The sequence below is a fragment of the Streptomyces sp. NPDC096311 genome (genome assembly GCF_044763085.1).
Lineage (GTDB): Bacteria > Actinomycetota > Actinomycetes > Streptomycetales > Streptomycetaceae > Streptomyces.
In genome coordinates this window covers 48442-68868 of sequence record NZ_JBIWFN010000031.1, presented here as the reverse complement: position 1 = coordinate 68868, position 20427 = coordinate 48442, and the positions used below count along the sequence as shown (strand labels likewise).

The window sequence follows — 20427 nt, the reverse complement described above, 5'->3', positions numbered from 1 at the left end:
GGGGGGGGTCGGGGGCTTCGCCGTACGCGCCCGGTTCTGGTGGGGGCCGGGTGTGAGGGGCCGCTGCCGGGCGTTCTGCCCCGCCCCCGCGTGGGGGGGGGGGGGGGGGGCCCCCGGGCCCCCCACCACCCCCTCCTTTCGTCCTCTCCGTCGTCCTACGGGAGCTTCCTCGCCGTACGGGACTCAGTCGGCCAGCGCCTTGAGCGTCTCCCGCACCACGATCGGGTCGTACGGCATGGCGAGGTGGGTCGTCCGGTTCTGCGGGGCGAGGAGTTGGAGGCAGGTGTTGGTGACCGGGTGCTCCGGCCGGGCGGGCTTCAGCTGCTGGGCCTCGGGAGGCTGGACCAGCTCGTCCCGGGTCGACCAGATGACGGTGTAGTCGACCCCGTCCACCGTGTCGCCCGGCGCCACCAGCTCACCCACGAACTCCGAGTCGTGCAGCAGCTGGGTGAAGGCCGGGCTGATCCGGAAGAGCACCTTGTCCTCCACGACCGCCTGTACGCCCGGGACCTGGCGGACCAGCTTCGTCAGGCCCGCCACCTCGACCCCGTGGTTGCTGGGCGCGATCCCGACGACACGGCGCACCTTCCCCGTCCCGCCGAGGTACTTGAGGTAGTAGTGCGGGAGCATCCCGCCCTGCGAGTGGCCCACGAGGTCCACCTTCGACGCCTTGGTGTCCACCAGCACCCGGTCCACGAAGTCCGCGAGCTCCTGGGAGGACTTCCGCATGTCGCCGAGACCGTACAGACGGGGGAGCGTGGGCAGTTCCCCGTAGTTGAGGCGGAAGATGCGGTGCCCGGCTGTTCTGAGGGCCGGCGCCAGCTTCCGCCAGACGGACTCGCGGTCGCCGAGTGTGCCGTGCACGAGGACGACCGGGTGCGGACGCTCCGGTGCCGGGGGCAGGCCCCAGTCGTCCGTCTCGGGGTCGCCGTCGAGTCCGGCGATCAGCCGGTGTGCGGTGGACCGGGTGTTGCCGGCCAGCCGCTCGGGCGTCCTGAGCAGTTCGGTCGCGGCGCTCTCGGAGTTCACGCCGGGAATACGGGGCAGGGACATGGGGCCTCCTTGGCCTCGGTTGTGTGTACGGAGTGGTCGTGGATACGAGGGAGGCCCGGCCGGGGCGAACCCCGGCCGGGCCTCCGTCCTGACGTCTGGTGGGCTCAGTCGGTGGTCGCCGCGGGCAGCGCGTGGAACGCCCGGTCGTGCCAGAGCAGCGGCCGTCCGCCGTTCACCTCCACCGCCATCACCCGGCCGACGACGGCGTGGTGATCCCCGTACGGTCGTACGTCCTCGACCAGGCACACCGACCACGCGAGCGCGTCGGCGAGCACCGGCAGGCCGAGCACCCGGCGCACCGGGCCGCCCTCGAACCGCCTGGCGGGCGGCACGGAGGCGTCGGCGAAGAGTTCCGCGACCGATCGCTGATGATCCGTCAAGAGGCTTACGGCGAAGGCACCTTGTTGCTTCAGGGCGGTCAGGGTGCGGGAGGTGCCGCGCAGACACGCGAGGACCAGCGGCGGGCGCGCCGACAGGGACGTGAGCGCGGAGACCGTCATCCCGGTCGGCAGGCCCGCCCCGTCCAGCGCCGTGACGACCGTGACGCCGGCCGTCAGCTTGGCGTACAGGCCGAGACAGCGAACCGTGTCGGGGCCTGGCTCCTCCCGCAGGGTGTCCCAGCCCGCGGCGGACGGGCCGTCGGGACGGGGCCGGCGGGGCACGAGGGCGAGGTCAGCCATGCGCGGGGGCGACGCTGTCGGCGAGATGGGCCGGGGCGGGCGTGACCCTGCCGAGCAGCCCGCGCAGAATGCGCTCGATATTGCTGCGCAGCGTCGAGTCGGCGACCGGGTCGAGGAGCTCCGCCAGTGTGGGGATCCCCAGGTCGAAGACGGCGTCGAAGGTCACCGCCGTACCGTCCTCGCCGGACGCGCACCGCCAGGTGCCCTCGAACAGCTCGAAGTCGCCCGTGAGCTGGGTGAAACCGATGGTCCGCGTCTTCGGGAAGAACGCGTCCCGTTCCGACCAGCGCATCAGACCGTTCCTGAAGCGCACGGTCCAGTCCGACACCACCGTGCCGTCGTCATGGGGTGGATGGACCACGACCTCGCGGACGGTCTCGGTGACTTCGGGATACCGGCGGAAATCACGGATCCGCTGGTAGGCGGTCTCGGGGTCGACGTCGTGGGCGGTCAGCCGTACGGTCACGTGACGCATGGGAGAGGTTGCCTTTCCACGGTAGGGACGGGTCGGCGGTAGCGGACGGGTCAGCCGATGTGGGTCGCGACGACGCGCAGCGCCTCGGTCAGGGCGGTGAGGAACAGCCGTACCTCCTCCTCGCCGACGATCGCGGGCGGTGTCAGCCGCAGCACCCGGGTGGCGTTGAGGGAGTGGTTCACGAGGACGCCCCGCCCGACCAGCTCGAGGATCAGTTCACCCACGGCCTGCTCCTCGGTGAACTCCAGGCCGATCAGCAGCCCCCGCCCGCGGACCTCGCGCACCAGGCCGCCGGTGTACGGGGCACAGGCGGACCGGACGCCCGCGAGCAGCCGCTCGCCCAGTGCCTTGGCACGCGGGACGACGCCCTCCCGGTCCAGGGCCTCGACCGCGGCGAGCGCGGCGGCGCAGGCGATCGGGGAGGCCGCGAAGGTGGAGGTGTGCAGATAGGGGTCGCGGGAGAACGGCCCGTAGGCCGCCGCGGTCGCGACCATCGCCGCGACGGGCACGACACCGCCGCTGAGTCCCTTGCCGACGAGCAGTACGTCGGGCTGTGGGGGCGGGCCGTGCTCGGCGTCCATGCCCCACCACGAACCCAGCCGGCCCAGTCCCGTCTGGATCTCGTCGACGATCAGGAAGGCCCCGTACGTCCGGCACAGCCGGCTCACCTCCGCCAGATGGCCCGGCGGTGGAATGCGCACGCCGCCCTCGCCCTGCACCGGCTCGACGATCACGCAAGCCCGGCGGCCGAGCCCGGCGAGCGTGGCTTCCAGCGCGGCGGTGTCCCCGTACGGGACCGCCGTGCTGTCCGGCAGCAGCGGCTGGAAGGGCTGCTGGTACTTCGGGTTGGCGGTGGCGGTCAGCGCGCCCAGGGTCTTGCCGTGGTAGCCGCCGACGGTGGAGACGAGGGCGGTGTGGCCGTGTGCCCGGGCCAGTTTCAGACCGGCCTCGGTGGCCTCCGCGCCGGAGTTCACGAAGTGGACGTGGTCGAGGCCCGGTGGGGTCCGTGCGGCCAGTGCCTCGGCGGCGAGGGCCGCGACGGGCTCCAGGAAGACCCGCCCGGCCAGCGGATGGGTGTCCACCTGGCGGTGCACGGCCGCGGTCACGTGGGGATGCCGGTGGCCGAGGATGAAGACCCCGTAACCGCCGAAGTCGAGGTAGCGGCGGCCGTCCTCGGTGAACACCCACGCGCCGTCGGACGCCGTCTCCAGCATGCCGCCGAGCACCGTGCCGAGGACGGAGCGGCCGGAGGAGAGGTGCTCGCGGTAGAGCCGGGCGATGTGCGCACGGTCCGTGGCGGGGTCGGCGGCCGGTGTCATGGATCCGGTGGCCGATGTCACGGTTCCGGTGGCTGGTCTGACGGTTCCGGTGTCCGGCGTCTCGACGGGGGCGGGGGCAGGGGCCGCGGTCATGAGGCCAGTTCCTGGGCGTGGTTGGCCTGCGCGGGCTGGGACCTCGCCGCCGTGTCCTGCGCGGGCCCCGTATGCAGGTGGGTGCGCATACCGCCGCGCCCGGTGGACCAGGCGGCCAGGTTGCGGACGAGCGCCCGCCGGAGGTCGTCCTTCGAAAGGGCCGTGCCGCAGTGCGCCGACCCGAGGGACGATTCGAAGGGGAGGGCCCGTTGGAAGACCAGCAGCAGTTCCGCGTACGTCTGGAAGCGGCGGCGCAGCGACTCGGGGAACGTGGGGCCCTCGATCAGCGGCAGCAGCAGCCGGTGCACCGACTCCAGCGGGATGAGCCGGGGCGGATGCGGTCGCGGTCCCCACTGGTCGGCGAACTCCAGGCAGGTGTCCACCACTTCACGCTGGAGCAGCGCCTCGGTGCCGGCCGTCAGCCAGTACTCGCCGCCCGTGACACCGGCCCTCACCAGGTCACCCACCGCGCGCGCGACGATGTCCTGGGGCACCATGTCGATCCGTGCGTCCGGCGCTCCCGGCAGCACCGGCACCTGCCCCTTCACGATGGCGCCCAGTGCCCGCGTCAGCCCCTGCATCCCGGCGATCCGGCCGGTGACGGAGTCACCCATCACCACCGACGGGCGCATGATCACGCCCGGCACCGGGGCGTCGCGCACGACCTGTTCGGCCGCCGTCTTGGAGGCGAGGTACGCGGCGGCACCCGGGAAGCGCTCCTGCTCCTCCGGCGCCAGCGGGTTGGCGACGAAGGCGGTGCTCATGTGGAAGAACGGAGCCTCGGCACGGGCCGCGAGGCCGAGCATCGCGATCGTGCCGTTGAGGTTGGCCCGCCGGATCTGGTCCGGCTCCGCCTTCCAGTTGGTGGCGGCGGCGGAGTGCACCACCAGGTCCACTTCGGCGACGAGCTGGGTGAAGTCCGCCCGGGACAGACCGAGTCCGGGTTCCAGCAGATCGGCGCGGACCTCACGGACCCGGTGGTCGTTCACCGGCGTGCGATGGCGAAGGCAGACGATTCCGAAATCCGGCGACAACTCCTCGATCAGGGCTCTGCCGAGTACCCCGGCGCCGCCGGTGAGCAGAATCGTGGGGCGTTTCGCGGACGGTTGCGGGCTGGTCGGAGCGCTGGGCCGGGGCCGGGACAGAGGCATGGCGGTGATCCCCTCGGTCGAGTGAGCGTAGGTCCTGCCGGACGGGCGGGCGGGTGTCCGGGCGGGTGGGTGTTCGGGTGCTGGGGTATTGCGCGCGCCGGGCGCCGATGAGCTCGGTTCTTGTTGTTCGACGGCGACTGCGGGGGTGTTCGTGGCTGGTCGCGCCGTTCCTCGCGCCCCCTTCGGGGCGCTCTTGGCGGGGCCGGGGTCAGGCGATGGTCAGCGGCTCGTCGGCGAGGTACGCGGACAGCGGGCCGGTCATCCGTGAGCGCGACGGCGGATGCAGGGCGAGGCCGTTGGCGCAGGCGGCGAGGTATCCGACCTCGTCCGAGGTCATGAAGTTGAGCCCGCCGAGCAGTTCGACGGACCGGGGCACGATCCGGGCAAGGGCGTCCTGCACGGTGTAGCGCGCGTAGAGCGAGTCGGCGAGCGCGGACTCGTCGGGCGCGCCCTCGTCCACCCGGCGGGCGAGGCCCTCGACCGCCGCCGTCGCGCCCTCGATCTCCACCAGCAACCGGACCCGTTCGGCGTCGGGCACCCGGTCGTTGAGCAGCACGCGCTCGACGAGGGCGCTCGCGGCGCCGAGGTAGCTGCCGGTCATCAGCAGCTCGAACCAGACCAGGCCGGCGGTCTGCACCTCGTCGAGGCGGGCCCCGGCGGGCGAGGCCGTGCGCACCAGGAGTTCCTTCGGGACCAGTACGTTGTCCAACGTCACCTGGTCGCTCTCCGCGCCCGCCAGGAAGGTGCTCGACCAGAAGCCGCTGACGCTCAGCCCCTCGCTCTCTGCGGGAACCAGCGCCACGGCCAGTTCCTCCCCCTCACCCTCCTCGCACGGCACCATCACGCTGGCGGTGAGCAGATCCATGGAACGGGCGAGGCTGCACGGCCGTTTCACGCCGGTGATCCGCACCCCTTCGGGCGTCACCGTGGCGGACATGGAGGGCGACAGGATGCCGGTGCCGCTGCGTCCCTCGGCGAAGCCGGACGCCATCAGCCGGTTCTCGGACGCGACGCCCTGCACGAGCATCCACTCCAGCCCCTCGCCGGAGTCGCTCAGCCCGACCAGCGTGGCCATCGAGAAGTGGTGCATCGTCGTCGCCACCGCGAGCGAGGGCGAACGACTGCCCAGCGCGCGCTGCACCCGCAGGGTCTCCAACGCGGTGGCACCCCGGCCCTGGAAGGCGGTCGGGGCCAGCAGGCCCGGCCCGCCCGCCTCCCGGAACAACCCGATGCCGGGGCTCTTCGGCCCCTCCAGCGTCATCAGCGGTAGGGCCCTCAGACTCTCGTCGAGGCCGGGCAGCAGTTTGGCGAGGGCCGCGCGCTCACGCTCCAGGAATCTCATGTCGTCCCCTGCTCCTTGATCCTCAGGTGTCGCCGGCAGCGTCGTTTCTGTTTACGCGCGAACCGGCGGAACCCCTCGGGGCAAAAAGGATGTTGGAACGCTCGACGGTCAGCGGTTCGGCTGTCGGGCCGAGTCCCGTACGACGACGAGACGGGTGGGTCTGGCCTGGGTCAGTTCCACCCAGCGGGCGAGCTCCTGCTCGTGCGAACCGCTGCGCGTCGCCCGCGCCACGACGGTCGCCGCCGCGTCGTCGGGGTGGCCCTCGCGGGTCAGAAGACTGAGCGGCCAGGCGGGTTCGGAGGGCTCCTGGCCGTCGAACGGATGCCAGTCCCACGGCGCGTCGAACCGCCAGGCGCGCCCCGCGGCGTCCGCGACCTCGTCACCCGCCACGAGGCAGGCGTACGGGCGCAGCAGCAGGTCGAGGGCGATCGGGATCCCGTCGTCGGGGGCGATCCCGTAGCCCTGCCACTCCAGGTCGGGATCGTGCGACTGCCCCGCGCGCAGCACCATCACCTGCGTCCCCAGGCGAGGAAGACGTCCTGTCTCCAGCGGTGGATCCATCCGTTCGACGCTCATCACATGGACCACCGTGGGAGGGATGCCGACCTTGCACACCGCGCCGACCTCGAGGTGCCGGGGCGGCGGCTCGGTGCGGAACAGCTCCAAGTCCCAGTCGTACGAGGCCGGATCGCCGGCCAGGGCCACCTGGCCGTTCCACTCGATCCAGTCGCACTCCGGGTCCACCTCCCACCACGGCCACTCGACGACCACTTCCCGTCGGGTGAGACGGCTGACCCGTGCGTCGGTGTACGGGCACGAGACCAACAGGACATCCCCCACACGGTGATCCGCTCCCACAGCCCGCCTCCCGCTTCCCCGGTCGCCACCGCCCGCACGGTACAAGCTCAAGGTCATCGGCGGTCTACCGGGATGCGTGCTCCTCCTCGAACTGCCCGTTCACCAGGGCGCAGGGCTGATGTGGTCTTCCCGGTGCGGTCGCGAAGGAGCACGCGCGGGGCGTTGGGCGGGTGGGCGCGCCCGTGCGGCAGGCCGGGACCTGGGCGCGAGGGCCGAGTGCCTCAGGAACGGGGGGACTTGAAACCCACCGCGCCGTACAGCGGGACGGGCGCCTCGCCCATCTCGTCCTCGTCCAGCGCGAGCTCGGGATGCCACTTCGACACCGACACCACCCCGGGGTCGACGAGGTCGAGTCCCCGGAAGAAGCGGCCGACCTCGGTGTGCGAGCGGGCCACGAGGGTCACGCCGCCCGCCGCGTACGCCGCGATCCCGGTCGCGACCGTCACGGGGTCGTAGTCACCGGTCAGCGCGGACAGGACCAGACAGCTGCCCGGCGCCAGCGCGTCGACCAGGGTGTCCACCAGGTCGTACGCGCCGTCCTCCTCGGCGATGAAGTGCATCAGCGCGATCAGCGACAGCGCGACGGGCCGGTCGAAGTCGAGGACCTGGGCGGCCTGTTCGAGTATCTTCCCCGGTTCCCGCGCGTCGGCCTGGATGTACTCCGTCACACCCTCGGGGGTGCCGCACAGCAGGGCCTCGGCGTGGGCGAGGACGATCGGGTCGTTGTCCACGTAGACGACCCGCGCGTCCGGGACGACGGCCTGGGCGATCTGGTGGAGGTTCGGCTCCGTGGGGATGCCGGTGCCGATGTCGAGGAACTGACGGATGCCGGTGTCCCGGACCAGCCAGCGGGTGGCGCGCTGCATGAACCAGCGGTTGCTGCGGGCCGAGCGGGGGGCGCTCGGGTCCGTGGACATGATCCGCCGCCCGAGCTCCTCGTCGACCGGGTAGTTGTCCTTGCCGCCGAGGAACCAGTCGTACATCCGTGCCGGGTGCGGCCTGCTGGTGTCGATCCGCTGGGCGGAAGGCCCGGTCGCGGTCATGCGGCGCTCCTCTGCTCACGCTCGTGTTGATGTTCGAGCAGTTTGCCACGGGAGTTGGACCGGGCGGAGGCGTTCTCCGAGGCCCCGACCCACGGGTCCACCCGCCGCCGCAGGGGTCACCTGGCGAGACGGTCCTTACGCCGGGACATGCGTGCGCCTAGCATCGGTTCCCGCATGAACACGATGACGCTCTGGCACATATCCATCTGGGAGTTCGCCGCGCTCGCCGCCGCGGCCCTGCTCGTCGGCTTCTCGAAGACCGCCGTGAGCGGCGCCAACACGGTCAGCCTGGCGATTTTCGCCGCCGTGCTGCCCGCCCGCGCCTCGACCGGCGTGCTCCTGCCCCTCCTCATCGTCGGGGACGTGCTCGCCGTGCTCACCTACCGGCGGCACGCTCACTGGCCCACGCTGTGGCGGCTGTTCCCGGCGGTCGCCGCGGGCGTCGTGTTCGGCACGCTGTTCCTGGTGTGGGCCGACGACGGGATGGTACGGACCTCCATCGGCGCGATCCTGCTGCTGATGGCGGCCGTGACGATGTGGCGCCGCCGGGCCGCCGCCCAGAACGAGGAACCCGACTCGGTCTCGACCCGGGCCGGCCGGGTCAAGGCCCGTTCGTACGGCGTCCTCGGCGGCTTCACCACGATGGTCGCCAACGCGGGCGGCCCGGTGATGTCGATGTACCTCCTGTCGGCCGGCTTCCGCAAACTCGGCTTCCTGGGCACCTCGGCCTTCTTCTTCCTGATCGTGAACGTCTCCAAGGTGCCCTTCAGCGTGGGCCTGGGGCTCATCGACTGGCGTTCGCTGCTCCTGGACGCGGCACTCGCGATCTTCGTCGTACCGGGGGCGTTCCTCGGGAAATGGGCCGTGCACCGCATCAACCAGATCCTCTTCGAGCGGCTGGTCATCGCGGCGACGGTGGTGGGCGGGGTGCAGCTCCTGCTGCGCTGACCACCTCGTAGGCTCGACGCCATGTCCCCCCACGTCCTGGTCCTCGGCGGCACCACCGAGGCACGCCGACTCGCCGCCGAACTGGCGGCGCGACCCGGTGTCCGCGTGACGACCTCCCTGGCGGGACGCGTCTCCCGGCCGGGGGCACTCGACGGGGACGTCCGCGTCGGGGGCTTCGGCGGGGCGGACGGGCTGGCGCGGTGGCTGAGCGAGCACCGGGTGGACGCCGTGGTCGACGCCACCCACCCCTTCGCCGCCGCCATCACGGCGAACGCGGCGCGCGCCGCCGCGGCCACGGGAATCCCGGCCGTGGTGCTGCGCCGCCCCGGCTGGACGCCCGGCCCCGACGACCGCTGGCACTGGGTCGGCTCCCTCCCCGAAGCCGCCGCGCTCCTCCCGTCTCTGGGCCGCCGTGTCTTCCTCACCACGGGCCGCCTGGGCCTTGCGGCCTTCGCCCACCTCTCCGAGCTCCACTTCCTCGTCCGTACGGTGGAGCCCCCCGAGCCGCCGATGCCCCAGGACATGGAAGTGCTGCTCACCCGGGGCCCCTTCACACCGGACGACGAGCTGGCCCTGCTGCGCGCACACCGGGTCGACGTGCTGGTGACCAAGGACAGTGGAGGAGAGGCGACAGCCGCCAAACTGACCGCCGCACGCGACCTCGCCCTCCCCGTGGTCGTCGTACGCCGCCCCCCGCTCCCGGCGGACGTGACCACCGCGCCGGACGTGCCGTCGGCCCTGGCCCTGCTGGATCTCGGCCCTCGATGACGGAGGGACCGGTCAGCTCGCCTCGCCGGACTCCACTTCCCGGGTCCGGTCGGTGGGGCGACCCGCCTGACCGGTGCCGCTAGCCGCGCGGATGTCTGCGCAGCAGATACGTGTCCATGATCCAGCCCTTGCGATCCCGTGCCTCGGCCCGCAGGCGCTCGATGCGCGGGGCCGTCTCGGCGATCGGACCGGAGGCCAGGATCTCGTCGGGCGTACCGATGTAGGCGCCCCAGTAGATGTCGATGTCCTCGTCGGCGTACTGCCGGAAGGTCTGATGGGCGTCGAGCATCACGACCACGTCGTCGACACCCTCGGGGAAGCCCTCCGCGAGCCGCCGCCCGGTGGTGATCTGGACGGGACGTGCCACCCGGTTCAGTCCGGTCCGATGGCGGGCGACCAGCGCGGAGACGCTGCTGATGCCGGGCACGACCTCGTACGTGAACGCCACCGCGCCCCGCTCCAGGATCTCCTCCAGGATCCCGAGCGTGCTGTCGTACAGCGCGGGATCCCCCCAGACCAGGAACGCGCCGCTCTCGTCCTCGCCCAGCTCCTGCGTGATCAGCCGCTGGTAGATGTCGGCGCGGGCACTGCGCCAGTCCCCGACGGCGGGGGAGTAGGCGGCGCCCCCGGCGGCCCGGTCGCGGTCCGGGTCGCGCGCCTCGACCAGGCGGTAGGACCCCTCCGGTATGTGCGCGTCGAGGATGTCACGGCGCAGCTGGACGAGGTCCGACTTCACCTCGCCCTTGTCCAGGATGAAGAACACGTCCGTGCTCCTCAGCGCCTTGACCGCCTGCAAGGTGAGCTGGTCGGGGTCGCCCGCGCCGATGCCGATGACATGAATCTTTCGCACACCCCGAGTCTGCCGCACGCCACTGACAGCGGACGCACCGCACCCGGGTGACGCCGCGCACCGCACGCCGATCGGCGCCGCCGACCCCGTCACTCCCGGCGCCCCCGCAGCCGGGGTGCCCAGGCCACCGCGCTGATCGCGGTGCCCTCGCGCTCCACGACCGTCGCCAGCTCGCGTGCCCAGGAGGCGAGTTCGGTGAGGTCCAGCTCATGCGGACGGGCCCGGACTGCCGCCCCCGCCGCCCACTCCTCGACCGCCCCGGCCCCGCGCCGCAGCAGCCGGGCGCCGCCCGTCGTGTTCCCACGGGCCGCGTGGGTGAGCCCCACCGCGAGCTGCGCCAGCCCGCGCCAGAGCGTGCGCTCACCCTCGGGGCCCGACTTCCAGGCGTCCTCGAAGACCTCGTGCGCGTGGAACGGCTTCCCCGCGTCCAACAGCGCCTGCGCCTCGGTGACCGTCTCCTCGGGGCTGCGGACGACGCCCTCCGGCTGCCGCTCCACGCCGTCGGCGCCGTACGGCAGCGGCCGTCCCAGTCCGTCCCGCGGCCGGGCGTTCCGCGCCCGCCCCGTCGTGTCCCGATCCCGCCCGTCGCCCCGCCGATCTCCGGATGTTGCGTTCATGCCCCGATTGTCGCGCGCCCCGCGCCCCCTTCGGAGCAGCCCCCGACGTGGGGTAAAGTTCTGTTCGCACGATCACGCGGAACACCGCGGGTGAACGCACCGGGACGTGGCGCAGCTTGGTAGCGCACTTGACTGGGGGTCAAGGGGTCGCAGGTTCAAATCCTGTCGTCCCGACTTTTGAAGTCGCGGGTCAGAGGCTGTATCGGACATATCGATACGGCCTCTTCCTCGTTTCCGGGAGTCGGCCCGGGGCTCAGCGGTAGTACGAGGCGACGGCCGGCTGGCCCGTGTAGTTCGGGTCGGCGTGCGGGTCGGCGCCGAGGTAGGCGAAGGGCAGCGTGACGGGGCGGCCGCCCCGCAGGCTGAGACGGTGATGGCGGGCCGAGTACTGGAAGCCGGCGGCCCGCAGTGCCGCCAGGACCGGGCGGGACGCGTCGCTGCCGTCCGGGCGCCGCAGCGTCGAGGGATCGAGATGGGCGACCAGCAGACCGGTGCCGGTGAGCCAGGAGGCGGCCCGCTCCAGCAGGGCGAGCCGGTCGCCGATGTAGTGCAGTCCGTGGACACAGGTGATGAGGTCGTAGCGGCGGTCCGGTGACCACCGGCCGAGGTCCGCGGTGACGAGTTCGAGGCCGTCGGGCAGTGCCGTCCGCAGCAGCGGGCCGACCAGGTCCACGCCCGTGATGACGGCCTGGGGAAGTCGCCGCGCCGCCTCGCGGAGGGCGAGTCCCTCTCCGCTGCACAGGTCCAGCCAGGACGGGGCGGGTCCGTGGTCGTTGAGGAACTCGGCGGGGGAGAAGCCGAGTTCGCGGGCGTAGCTGTTGACGCCTGCCAGGACGCGTGCGCGGTTCATGGTGCTGTTGGCCACCACGGCATGGCCGGTCAGTTCGTCGTCCTTGACCAACTCGGTTGGCGGTGGGGCTGTTGTCGGCGAAGTACCGTCGATCACCGCCCCATTGTACGCCAGGTTCGGACGCGCCGTGCGGCCGCGCGGAGGGACGCGACGGCTTCGGACTCCGGGCCACCGGCGCGTGCCGGCCCGTCATGGCCGGACGTTTCGAGCGTCGTCGAAAGAAGTTCCGCCGCCGGGCGTCGACCCGGCAGGGTGGGCCAGGGCGTGACCGGGTGGGCCGCACGGTCCGGCCCGGGAACACGCCCGGACTCCACCACGGGGAAGGACCGTATGACCATGAGGATGAGGACCAAGGCGTTCGCCACGGCGGGCGTCGGCGCGCTGGCCACCGGACTGCTGCTGACCGGCGCGGCCGGGGCGCAGGCCGCGGCGGCGGGGCTGCCGTACGCCGTCACGCCGTATGTGAACGTCAACGTCCGCTCCGGGCCCTCGACCACCACCGGCATCACCGGGCACGTCACCGCCGGGCAGCCGCGTGGCGCCTCCTGCTGGACCCATGGCGAGACCATCCGCGACAACGGCTACGTGAACGACGTCTGGGTGCGACTGGCCGAGGGCTATGTGAGCGCCGTCTATCTCAAGGGCGACCAGTACGGCGGCCTCCCGGCCTCCGCCACCTGCTGACCGACCCACACGCGGTGCCCGACCCCGACCCGGGGTCGGGCACCGCGTCGTGTTCCGGTAGACCGCCGACCGCTCGAGGTGCCGAAGGATCTCCCGCCGGGTAGAGATCGTGTGGGGCCTCGGGTATGGAGTCGCGGATCAGCATGATGGTGGGATGCCACAGGGCGCGGGCCCTGCGAGCGCAGGCGTCGGCGTGCGGGAGCACGGCGCCGCCGGTCTCCCGGCTCCCGGCCACCGCGCCGAACCGGACGCTCGGTCGGTACGCCCGTGGTGCCCCGCCGGAACCGACCGGCCCCGCACGGAGAGCGTGTGGATCCGGCCCCGCAGGGAGAGCGTGTGGATCCGGCCCGGCACGGGGAGCGCGTCGATCCGGCTCCGTCGATTTCGGCGGCTGCCGTGGCACGTGTCATGTTCCCGACCGTCTCCGTCCGCCGGGCCGTCACTCCGGGCCCCGTCCGCCGCCTTCGTCGCGTGCCGACGGTATCCTGCGCCACACGACCCGGAGTGCCCCATGAACACACCCTCACTCGCGGTGCGCGACCGCATCCTGACCCTGCCGCCCACCGAACTTCCCGCTTATGTGTACGACTTGGCGGCACTGCGCGCACACGCCGCGTCGGTGCGGGCCGCGCTGCCCGAGTGCGTCGAGCTGTACTACGCGACCCAGGCCAACCGGGAGCCGGAGATCCTGACCGCACTCGCCCCGTACGTCGACGGCTACAAGGTCTCCATCGCCGGCGAACTGGACCACGTCTCCCGGGCGGCGCCGGACCATCCACTGGCCTTCGGCGGCCAGGACAAGACCCCGACGGAGCTCCTGGACGCGCTGGAGCGGGGCGTGACCCGCTTCCTCGTGGAGAGCGAGTACGAGCTGTACATGCTGGCCGGGCTGGCCCAGCGGCACGCTCCGGACGGCCGGGTGGCGGTCCTGCCGCGCTTCGACCTCCCGGTGGCCGACCATCTGCTCGCCGACGGCGGCCGTGGCCGCAGGACCTCCGGCCTCGCCCCGGCACAGGCGGACACGATCGTCGGCCTGCTCACCGACGGCAGCTACCCGAACCTCGAACTGCGCGGCGTCTACGCCCACTTGGCCACCGGCCTGCACGCCCCCGAACACCTCGCGGTGGCCGAGAGCGTCGTCGCCTGGACGGCGGAACTCGCCGCGCGGCACGGCCTGCGCCTCACCGAGGTGAACGTCGGGGGCGGCATGGCGGTGGACTACGAACACCCCGAACGCCGTTTCGACTGGCAGTCGTACGGCGAGGGACTCGCCCGACTCGTCGCCGCGCACCCGGAACTGACGCTGAGTATCGAGCCCGGTCGCGCGCTGACCGCGTACTGCGGCTGGTACGCGAGCGAGGTGCTGGACGTCGAGCACGGCGCGAGCGAGGACTTCGCCGTCGTCCGCGGTGGCGGGGTGAACCTGCGCACGTCGGCGTCCAGGAGGCCCGACCAGCCGTGGCCCGACCAGCCCTGGTCCGTACTCGAAGTGGACGCGTGGCCCTACTCCTGGCCGCGGCCCGTGGTACGCCGTGAACGGGTCACGCTCACCGGCCAGTTGAGCACCTCCAGGGACGTCCTGGTCCGCGACGTCCGGGCGCCGGGGCTGCGGGCCGGCGACCGTGTGGTGTTCTCCCTCGCGGGTGCCTACACCTCGTCCGTGCCCCACCGGGCGTTCGCCAGGTTTCCCGAGCCCGGCTTCCACTTCGTGGACCCGGGCACCGCCGGCGACCAGTCCCGATAGCGCCACGAGGAGCGGCATGACAGACGAACCGAACCGTCCGACGACGGCCGATGCCACAGCGGAGGCCACGACCGACTTCACGCACGGCATCACCGACGCCGTCGTCGACAGCCTGCGGGGCACGGCCGATCCGCGGCTGGGTGAACTGCTCGGCGCGCTCACCCGTCATCTGCACGACTTCGTGCGCGAGACGGAGCCGACGATGGCGGAATGGGAACGCGCGATCGGATTCCTCACCGCGACCGGGCAACAGTGCACCGACACCCGCCAGGAGTTCATCCTGCTGTCGGACGTGCTCGGCGTGTCCATGCTCCTGGAGACGCTGGGCGGCCACCGCGGCCCGGGTGCCACCGAGTCGACGGTCCTCGGCCCGTTCCACCTGACCAGATCGCCGATCCGCGCACTCGGCGCGAACATCGACCTGGTGGGCAGGGGCGAGCCGTGCGTGGTCAGCGGCCGGGTACTGGGCAAGGGCGGCACCCCGCTGCCGGGCGCGGTGCTCGACGTGTGGCAGGCCGACTCCGAGGGCTACTACGACGTACAGCAGCCGGCCGGCAACGGGCGGGGACTGTTCACCGCCGACGCCGAAGGCCGCTTCTGGTTCCGCACCTGCGTACCGAGCCCGTACCCGATCCCCACCGACGGCCCGGTCGGCGAACTGCTGCGCGCCACGGCCCGGCACCCCTACCGCCCGGCCCACATCCACTTCATCGCCTCGGCCGAGGGCCACACCCCGGTCACCACGCACATCTTCGTCGCGGGCAGCGACTACCTGGACTCCGACGCGGTGTTCGCCGTCAAGAAGAGCCTGGTCCAGGACTTCACAGAGACCGACGACCCGTCCCTGGCACGGGAGTTCGGCGTCCCGAACCCCTTCCGCCACGCCCGCTTCGACCTCGTACTGGAACCGGAATGAGCACCATGGCCGACAGGAACACCCCGCTCGACTTCTCCTACGAGACCCGGCCCGCGCGGATCGTCTTCCGGCCCGGCGCCGCCGTCTCCGCGACCCCCGACGAGGCCGCCAGGCTCGGGCTGCGCAGGGTGCTGGTGGTCTGCGGCAGCAGGGGCGAGGACACGGCACGCGCGGTCGCGGACGCCCTGGGCGAGGCCTGCGCGGGGCTGCACGCCGAGGCCCGGATGCACGTACCCGTCGAGGTCGCCGACCGGGCCGTCGAGGCGGCGCGCGCGGCCGGCGCCGACGGGTGTGTCGCGGTCGGCGGCGGCTCGGCGATCGGCCTGGGCAAGGCGATCGCGCTGCGCACCGGTCTGCCCCTGATCGCCGTGCCCTCCACCTACTCCGGCTCCGAGATGACCCCGGTCTGGGGACTCACCGAGCACGGCGCCAAGCGCACCGGACGCGACTTCGCCGTCCAGCCCCGCAGCGTCGTCTACGACCCCGAACTCACCCTCTCGCTCCCCGTCCCCCTCACCGTCACCAGCGGCGTCAACGCGCTCGCCCACGCCGTCGAGGCCCTCTACGCGCCCGACGCCTCGCCCCTCGTCTCGCTCATGGCCGAGGAGGGCGTACGGGCGATGACGCAGGCCCTGCCGCTGGTGGCCGCCGCCCCCGGTGACCTCGACGCGCGCGGCCGGGCCCTGTACGGCGCCTGGCTCTGCGGCGCCTGTCTCGGCGCCACCACCATGGGCCTGCACCACAAGCTGTGCCACGTCCTCGGTGGGACCTTCGGCCTGCCGCACGCCGAGACGCACACGGTCGTCCTCCCGTACGCCCTCGCCTACAACGCGCCCGCCGCACCCCGGGCTGTCGCGGCGCTCTCGCGCGCCCTGGGCGGCGCCGACGACGTCCCCCACGCCCTGTGGGCCCTGGCCGGAAGCCTCGGCGCCCCCCGGAGCCTCGCCGAACTCGGCCTCAAGGAGACCGACCTGGCGGTGGCCGCCGAGCAGGCCGCCGGACAGCCGTACCCGAACCCGCGCGAGGTCACCGTGGACGGTGTACTGGCGCTGCTGACCGCGGCGTACCAGGGCAAGGAGCCGCGCGTCGACGCGTAGCCGCGGGGGCGTACGGCCCGCGCGGGCACCTCCCCCTGGGGCAGACCGCGCCCGCCGGGCTATCCTGACCGCCGAACCGGACACGGGGTGCCCCGCACGAGGGCTGAGATCACACCCGTCGAACCTGAACCAGTTAGGACTGGCGGAGGGATGTCTCATGTCGTTGCCGTATGCCCGTAACGCTCGCGGTGAGGTGGCCGTCGGAGGCCCGCAGGGCGTGTTCGACGGGCGGATGCCCACCGCCCCGGGGGATCTGCACGTCGAGGCGCGCGGAATCGCCCCGGTCCCGGAGGACCACCGCTACGGCGGCCCCGGCCGCCTGTTCACCGTGTGGTTCGCCCCCAACCTGACCATGACCGGCGTGTTCACCGGCACCGTCGGCATCGCGCTCGGCCTGGACTTCTCCACCGCGCTCGCCGCCGTCGTGCTGGGCACCCTTCTGGGGGCGGTACCGACCGCGTACCTCGGCACCTGGGGGAGCCAGACCGGCGCCGGACAGCTGCCCCTCGCCCGCCTCGCGTTCGGCCGGGCGGTGGTCGTCCCCGGCGCCCTGCAGTGGCTCTCGTCCATCGCCTGGGACGCGCTGATCGGCCTCTTCGGAGGGGACGCGCTGGCCCAGCTGTGCGGCTGGCCGTTCTGGCTGGGCGTGCTCGTCATGATGGCGGCGCAGGGGGCGCTCGGCGTCCTCGGCTACGAGGTGATCCACCGGCTCCAGACCGTGATGACCTTCGCCCTCGCCGCCGCGTTCGTGGCCCTGACCGTCAAGCTCCTGAGCGGCGCCCACACCACCCCCGCCGCCACCGCCCACGGCGCCGACCGGGCCGGGGCCTTCGTCCTGACCTGCACGATCGCGCTCAGCCTCGCGCTGTCGTGGGCCCCGTACGCGAGCGACTTCAGCCGCTATCTGCCGCGTACGGCGTCCCGCCCGCGCATGTTCTGGTACACCCTGGCCGGCATCGCCGTGTCCTTCGTGGCCGTCCAGGCGCTCGGACTGTGGGGCGCGGCCGTCTTCACCGACCAGACCGCCCGCGGCGTCGACACCCTGCTCGGCGGCGGCGCCCTCGGCGCGTTCGGCCTGCTCGCCGTGGCGCTCGCCGCGCTGAGCAGCAACGCCATGAACGACTACAGCGGCTCGCTCGCCCTGCAGACCATGGGTGTACGGCTACCGCGTCCGGCCGCCGCCGCGCTGGCCGCCGTCCTCGGCTTCCCGCTCGTGCTGTGGATGCACGCCGCCGACACCACGGCCCGCTTCCAGAACGTCCTGCTGTTCGTCGGCTACTGGATTCCCGGGTTCGTCGCGATCGTCGTCGTCGACTGGCTCGCCCGGGCCAGGGCCCGCGGCGGCGCCCCCGTCGACCTGGCCGTCGAGAGCGCCCGCCCGCGCCCGTGGTGGCCCGCGCTCGTGGCGTTCGCCGCCGCCTTCGCCGCCGCGGTGCCCTTCATGAGCACCAGCCTGTACGTCGGCCCGGTCGCGCATGCCCTGCACGGCGCCGACACCGCCTACGGGGTGGCGTTCGTCGCGGCCCTGCTGGTCTACGCCCCGCTGCGCCTGCGCCGCTGACCCCGACCCCCTCTCACCCCCTTCGTACGGAGTGACACCCACCATGCCCGCGAACACGCCGACCGCCCCGCCCCGTGTCCTGACCATCGCCGGATCGGACTCCGGGGGCGGCGCCGGTATCCAGGCCGACCTGAAGACCATGCTCGCGCTGGGCGCGCACGGGATGAGCGTGCTCACCGCCGTCACCGCGCAGAACTCCCTCGGCGTCCAGGGAGCCTGGGAGCTTCCCGCCGAGGCGGTGCGCGCGCAGTACCGCAGCGTCGTGTACGACATCGGTGTGCAGGCCGTGAAGACCGGCATGCTCGCCTCGCCCCTGCTCGTCGAGACCGTCGCCGAACTGCTCTCGGACGTCGGCGCACCCGTGGTGGTGGACCCCGTGAGCGTCTCCAAGCACGGCGACCGGCTGCTGGCGGACGACGCGCTGGACGCCGTACGGACCGCCCTGCTGCCGCTCGCGACGGTGGCCACCCCGAATCTCGACGAGACCGCCGAGCTGACCGGGATCAAGGCCACCGGCGAGCGCGACATGTGCCGGGCCGCGGAACAGCTGCTGTCGTACGGGCCCCGCTGGGTCCTGGTGAAGGGCGGCCACCTGCCCGGCGAGGCCGTCGACCTGCTGACCGACGGCACCGAACAACACTGGTTCCGGGCCCCACGCCACGACAACCGTCATACGCACGGCACCGGTTGCACCCTGGCCTCGGCCATCGCGGTGGGGCTGGCGCAGGGGCGGGCGGTGCCGGAGGCGGTGCGGCTGGCGAAGGAGTACGTCACCGGCGCGATCGCCGCGGGATTCGCCCTGGGCGCGGGCCTCGGACCGGTCGACCACGGCTGGCGCACGCGCGCCTGAACGCCGCGGATCCGTCCGCACGGCGGACGACGCCGCCGTCCCGCGCGGCGACCGAAGGGGAACCCGGACGTCAGTCGGTCGGCGTGATCGTTGTCTCGACCCGGGCGGTGAGCGCCGCGGCGGGCGTGCATCCGCCGACCGTCTACCGCCTCTTCGGCGACAAAGAGGGCCTGCTCGACGCGGTCGTCGCCGACGGCTTCACCGCGTACCTGACCAGCAGGGCCGCCCGGAAGCCCACCGACGACCCGGTCGAGGACCTTCGCGCCGGCGGGGATCCGCACGTAGGCCTCGGCCTGGCCAACCCGGCGCTGTACACCCTGATGTACGGCCGGTACCGCCCCGGTACGCCCTCGCCCGTGGCGCTGGCCGCCTTCGAGGTCCTCGCCGAGCACATGCGGCGCATCGCCGAGGCGGGCCGGCCGCGCGTCCCCGAGGACCGCGCCGCGGACCTCGTCCACGCGGCCGGCTGCGGTACGACGCTCACGCTCATCGCCACCCCTGGGGACCGCCGGGATCCGGAGCCGGCCCGCACCGCCCGCGAGGCGGTCATCGCGGCGATCGCCATGGACGCCCCTGTCGCGCCCGCACCCGGGCCCGTCGCGGCCGCCGTCACCCTCCGGGCCGTACTCCCGCAGACCGACGCCCTGACGGCGCCGGAACGCGGCCTCGTGCAGGAGTGGCTCAACCGAATCGCCGATCCGGGCTGAGGGCGGCTCGGGCTGAGGCCGGTTCGGCTGGGTGGGGGCGGCCGCCCCCGTGCCTACGCGGAACCGGGTACGACGGCCCACCGCATCCGAGTACGCGTACTCACGATCGATTTCCTTGCCTCGCGCAAGCTGGTCGCACAAGCCGTCCAGAGGGAGCCATCGTGCGTATGACAAGCCGAGTTCACCGACCGTCGTCCGTGATCAGCAGGGGCCCGGCGCGGTCCGCCCTGGGCCTCGCGCTGGCCTGCGTGACCCTCGCGCTGCTGACCGGATGCTCCGCCGAGGACGCGAGCTGCGGCGGTGGCGAGTACCCGGTCATGACGGTGGGCGGCACCGGCAGCGCCTGCGTGTCCAACGGCGACGAGCCGCCGAAGGGGTACGTCCGCTACCCCGAAGGGAAAGTCCCCGAGCACGTCGGCGACACGTGGGACACCTACTGGAGCACCCACACCATCGACGAGAACGGCAAGATCATCAAGGCTCCCGACGCCGGAGTGTGACCACCGGCTGCACAGCGATGCCTGTCGAGGGCGCGAGCGCGGTACACACCGATGGCCCAAGCCGAACGGCTGTCCCTGCGGATGATCCGCTGTCCGGATGCTCTGGCAGAAGTCGTCGCAGCAGCCAGGTCCGGGATGGCATCGCGAACGAGGGGATGGTCCTGATTGTTCCGTGCGGGGAGGGCAGCCGCGGCCGCCAACCGGCGCCGAGTACGGCCATCTGTCCCTGAACGTCACACGAGTGACGCGTGGCCGTGCGCTGGAAATCGAACACGTGCTTGAATTCGGGTATGACGTACCCACACTTCCAGGGCCGGGATG

At 72.6% G+C, this 20427-nt stretch carries 21 protein-coding genes, 1 tRNA gene and 1 riboswitch; of the genes, 11 read left to right on the top strand and 11 right to left on the bottom strand.

Features of this window, described 5'->3' with window-relative positions; all coding sequences use genetic code 11:
• Positions 1 to 183: 183 nt before the first annotated feature.
• From ACIRA5_RS48295 to ACIRA5_RS48260, 8 genes are all read right to left on the bottom strand, one after another.
• The gene (locus ACIRA5_RS48295; protein ID WP_403703456.1) at positions 184 to 1053 is read right to left on the bottom strand and encodes an esterase/lipase family protein; all 870 of its coding nucleotides are present in this window, start codon (positions 1051 to 1053) and stop codon (positions 184 to 186) included.
• Between the two features lie 104 nt (positions 1054 to 1157).
• A complete protein-coding gene (locus tag ACIRA5_RS48290) occupies positions 1158 to 1733 on the bottom strand; it encodes a flavin reductase family protein (RefSeq protein WP_403703453.1) in 576 nt (191 codons plus the stop codon).
• Positions 1726 to 2208: an SRPBCC family protein gene (locus ACIRA5_RS48285; protein ID WP_355589425.1), complete on the bottom strand. Its 483-nt coding sequence runs from the start codon at positions 2206 to 2208 to the stop codon at positions 1726 to 1728. Before ACIRA5_RS48285 ends, ACIRA5_RS48290 begins: the two co-directional genes overlap by 8 nt.
• 50 nt (positions 2209 to 2258) lie before the next feature.
• Positions 2259 to 3527, bottom strand: a complete 1269-nt coding sequence (locus tag ACIRA5_RS48280; RefSeq protein WP_403703562.1) for an aspartate aminotransferase family protein — start codon at positions 3525 to 3527, stop codon at positions 2259 to 2261.
• 89 nt (positions 3528 to 3616) lie between these two features.
• Positions 3617 to 4771: an SDR family oxidoreductase gene (locus ACIRA5_RS48275; RefSeq protein ID WP_403703450.1), complete on the bottom strand. Its 1155-nt coding sequence runs from the start codon at positions 4769 to 4771 to the stop codon at positions 3617 to 3619.
• A 208-nt stretch (positions 4772 to 4979) separates the two neighbouring features.
• Positions 4980 to 6113 carry an acyl-CoA dehydrogenase gene (locus tag ACIRA5_RS48270; protein WP_403703447.1) on the bottom strand — a complete coding sequence of 378 codons (1134 nt, stop codon included), beginning with the start codon at positions 6111 to 6113 and terminating at the stop codon, positions 4980 to 4982.
• A 108-nt stretch (positions 6114 to 6221) separates the two neighbouring features.
• Positions 6222 to 6953 carry a hypothetical protein gene (locus ACIRA5_RS48265; protein ID WP_403703444.1) on the bottom strand — a complete coding sequence of 244 codons (732 nt, stop codon included), beginning with the start codon at positions 6951 to 6953 and terminating at the stop codon, positions 6222 to 6224.
• 239 nt (positions 6954 to 7192) lie between these two features.
• Positions 7193 to 8014 (bottom strand): SAM-dependent methyltransferase, encoded by an 822-nt coding sequence (locus tag ACIRA5_RS48260; protein WP_403703441.1) that lies wholly within the window; start codon positions 8012 to 8014, stop codon positions 7193 to 7195.
• Positions 8015 to 8188: 174 nt separating this feature from the next.
• On the opposite strand from ACIRA5_RS48260, the gene ACIRA5_RS48255 reads away from it, so the two are divergent.
• Together ACIRA5_RS48255 and ACIRA5_RS48250 are read left to right on the top strand one after the other, a co-directional pair.
• Positions 8189 to 8962, top strand: coding sequence for a sulfite exporter TauE/SafE family protein (locus ACIRA5_RS48255; protein ID WP_403703438.1), 774 nt, complete (start codon positions 8189 to 8191; stop codon positions 8960 to 8962).
• Positions 8963 to 8983: 21 nt separating this feature from the next.
• Complete coding sequence (locus ACIRA5_RS48250) at positions 8984 to 9730, top strand: cobalt-precorrin-6A reductase (RefSeq protein ID WP_403703436.1); 747 nt, start codon at positions 8984 to 8986, stop codon at positions 9728 to 9730.
• Between the two features lie 79 nt (positions 9731 to 9809).
• Here the strand turns inward: ACIRA5_RS48250 and cobF are convergent, their stop codons facing one another.
• Both cobF and ACIRA5_RS48240 read right to left on the bottom strand, forming a co-directional pair.
• On the bottom strand, positions 9810 to 10580 hold the full coding sequence (gene cobF, locus ACIRA5_RS48245) for a precorrin-6A synthase (deacetylating) (RefSeq protein ID WP_352051196.1): 771 nt from the start codon (positions 10578 to 10580) through the stop codon (positions 9810 to 9812).
• Positions 10581 to 10669: 89 nt separating this feature from the next.
• Positions 10670 to 11197 (bottom strand): DUF309 domain-containing protein, encoded by a 528-nt coding sequence (locus ACIRA5_RS48240; protein ID WP_403703432.1) that lies wholly within the window; start codon positions 11195 to 11197, stop codon positions 10670 to 10672.
• Positions 11198 to 11297: 100 nt separating this feature from the next.
• Here ACIRA5_RS48240 and ACIRA5_RS48235 point away from each other — a divergent pair.
• Positions 11298 to 11371, top strand: a tRNA-Pro gene (locus ACIRA5_RS48235).
• 79 nt (positions 11372 to 11450) lie between these two features.
• On the opposite strand, the gene ACIRA5_RS48230 is transcribed toward ACIRA5_RS48235, so the two are convergent.
• Positions 11451 to 12143 carry a class I SAM-dependent methyltransferase gene (locus ACIRA5_RS48230; RefSeq protein WP_403703429.1) on the bottom strand — a complete coding sequence of 231 codons (693 nt, stop codon included), beginning with the start codon at positions 12141 to 12143 and terminating at the stop codon, positions 11451 to 11453.
• Between the two features lie 240 nt (positions 12144 to 12383).
• On the opposite strand from ACIRA5_RS48230, the gene ACIRA5_RS48225 reads away from it, so the two are divergent.
• The 8 genes from ACIRA5_RS48225 to ACIRA5_RS48190 all read left to right on the top strand — a co-directional run bounded on the left by ACIRA5_RS48225 (position 12384) and on the right by ACIRA5_RS48190 (position 20106).
• Positions 12384 to 12731: an SH3 domain-containing protein gene (locus ACIRA5_RS48225; protein WP_352051199.1), complete on the top strand. Its 348-nt coding sequence runs from the start codon at positions 12384 to 12386 to the stop codon at positions 12729 to 12731.
• Positions 12732 to 13242: 511 nt separating this feature from the next.
• The gene (locus ACIRA5_RS48220) at positions 13243 to 14475 is read left to right on the top strand and encodes an alanine racemase (RefSeq protein ID WP_403703426.1); all 1233 of its coding nucleotides are present in this window, start codon (positions 13243 to 13245) and stop codon (positions 14473 to 14475) included.
• A 16-nt stretch (positions 14476 to 14491) separates the two neighbouring features.
• Positions 14492 to 15391 (top strand): dioxygenase, encoded by a 900-nt coding sequence (locus ACIRA5_RS48215; RefSeq protein WP_403703423.1) that lies wholly within the window; start codon positions 14492 to 14494, stop codon positions 15389 to 15391.
• 5 nt (positions 15392 to 15396) lie between these two features.
• Complete coding sequence (locus tag ACIRA5_RS48210) at positions 15397 to 16488, top strand: maleylacetate reductase (protein WP_403703559.1); 1092 nt, start codon at positions 15397 to 15399, stop codon at positions 16486 to 16488.
• Between the two features lie 73 nt (positions 16489 to 16561).
• A riboswitch (TPP riboswitch) is annotated at positions 16562 to 16656 on the top strand.
• The gene (locus ACIRA5_RS48205) at positions 16646 to 18049 is read left to right on the top strand and encodes a purine-cytosine permease family protein (RefSeq protein WP_403703420.1); all 1404 of its coding nucleotides are present in this window, start codon (positions 16646 to 16648) and stop codon (positions 18047 to 18049) included. (Overlaps the previous riboswitch by 11 nt.)
• A 43-nt stretch (positions 18050 to 18092) precedes the next feature.
• The gene (gene thiD / locus ACIRA5_RS48200) at positions 18093 to 18899 is read left to right on the top strand and encodes a bifunctional hydroxymethylpyrimidine kinase/phosphomethylpyrimidine kinase (protein ID WP_403703417.1); all 807 of its coding nucleotides are present in this window, start codon (positions 18093 to 18095) and stop codon (positions 18897 to 18899) included.
• Positions 18900 to 18982: 83 nt separating this feature from the next.
• On the top strand, positions 18983 to 19606 hold the full coding sequence (locus tag ACIRA5_RS48195; protein ID WP_403703415.1) for a TetR/AcrR family transcriptional regulator: 624 nt from the start codon (positions 18983 to 18985) through the stop codon (positions 19604 to 19606).
• Positions 19607 to 19773: 167 nt separating this feature from the next.
• The gene (locus tag ACIRA5_RS48190) at positions 19774 to 20106 is read left to right on the top strand and encodes an SCO0607 family lipoprotein (RefSeq protein ID WP_403703412.1); all 333 of its coding nucleotides are present in this window, start codon (positions 19774 to 19776) and stop codon (positions 20104 to 20106) included.
• Positions 20107 to 20427 lie beyond the last annotated feature (321 nt).

Coding starts and splice junctions, on each gene's coding strand:
- ACIRA5_RS48215 (WP_403703423.1), top strand. CDS start 14,492: ATGACAGACGAACCGAACCGTCCGACGACGGCCGATGCCACAGCGGAG.
- ACIRA5_RS48225 (WP_352051199.1), top strand. CDS start 12,384: ATGAGGATGAGGACCAAGGCGTTCGCCACGGCGGGCGTCGGCGCGCTG.
- ACIRA5_RS48280 (WP_403703562.1), bottom strand. CDS start 3,527: ATGACACCGGCCGCCGACCCCGCCACGGACCGTGCGCACATCGCCCGG.
- ACIRA5_RS48260 (WP_403703441.1), bottom strand. CDS start 8,014: ATGACCGCGACCGGGCCTTCCGCCCAGCGGATCGACACCAGCAGGCCG.
- ACIRA5_RS48290 (WP_403703453.1), bottom strand. CDS start 1,733: ATGGCTGACCTCGCCCTCGTGCCCCGCCGGCCCCGTCCCGACGGCCCG.
- ACIRA5_RS48255 (WP_403703438.1), top strand. CDS start 8,189: ATGAACACGATGACGCTCTGGCACATATCCATCTGGGAGTTCGCCGCG.
- ACIRA5_RS48220 (WP_403703426.1), top strand. CDS start 13,243: ATGAACACACCCTCACTCGCGGTGCGCGACCGCATCCTGACCCTGCCG.
- ACIRA5_RS48210 (WP_403703559.1), top strand. CDS start 15,397: ATGGCCGACAGGAACACCCCGCTCGACTTCTCCTACGAGACCCGGCCC.
- ACIRA5_RS48275 (WP_403703450.1), bottom strand. CDS start 4,771: ATGCCTCTGTCCCGGCCCCGGCCCAGCGCTCCGACCAGCCCGCAACCG.
- ACIRA5_RS48270 (WP_403703447.1), bottom strand. CDS start 6,113: ATGAGATTCCTGGAGCGTGAGCGCGCGGCCCTCGCCAAACTGCTGCCC.
- ACIRA5_RS48250 (WP_403703436.1), top strand. CDS start 8,984: ATGTCCCCCCACGTCCTGGTCCTCGGCGGCACCACCGAGGCACGCCGA.
- ACIRA5_RS48285 (WP_355589425.1), bottom strand. CDS start 2,208: ATGCGTCACGTGACCGTACGGCTGACCGCCCACGACGTCGACCCCGAG.
- ACIRA5_RS48190 (WP_403703412.1), top strand. CDS start 19,774: ATGACAAGCCGAGTTCACCGACCGTCGTCCGTGATCAGCAGGGGCCCG.
- ACIRA5_RS48295 (WP_403703456.1), bottom strand. CDS start 1,053: ATGTCCCTGCCCCGTATTCCCGGCGTGAACTCCGAGAGCGCCGCGACC.
- thiD (WP_403703417.1), top strand. CDS start 18,093: ATGCCCGCGAACACGCCGACCGCCCCGCCCCGTGTCCTGACCATCGCC.
- ACIRA5_RS48240 (WP_403703432.1), bottom strand. CDS start 11,197: ATGAACGCAACATCCGGAGATCGGCGGGGCGACGGGCGGGATCGGGAC.
- ACIRA5_RS48205 (WP_403703420.1), top strand. CDS start 16,646: ATGTCGTTGCCGTATGCCCGTAACGCTCGCGGTGAGGTGGCCGTCGGA.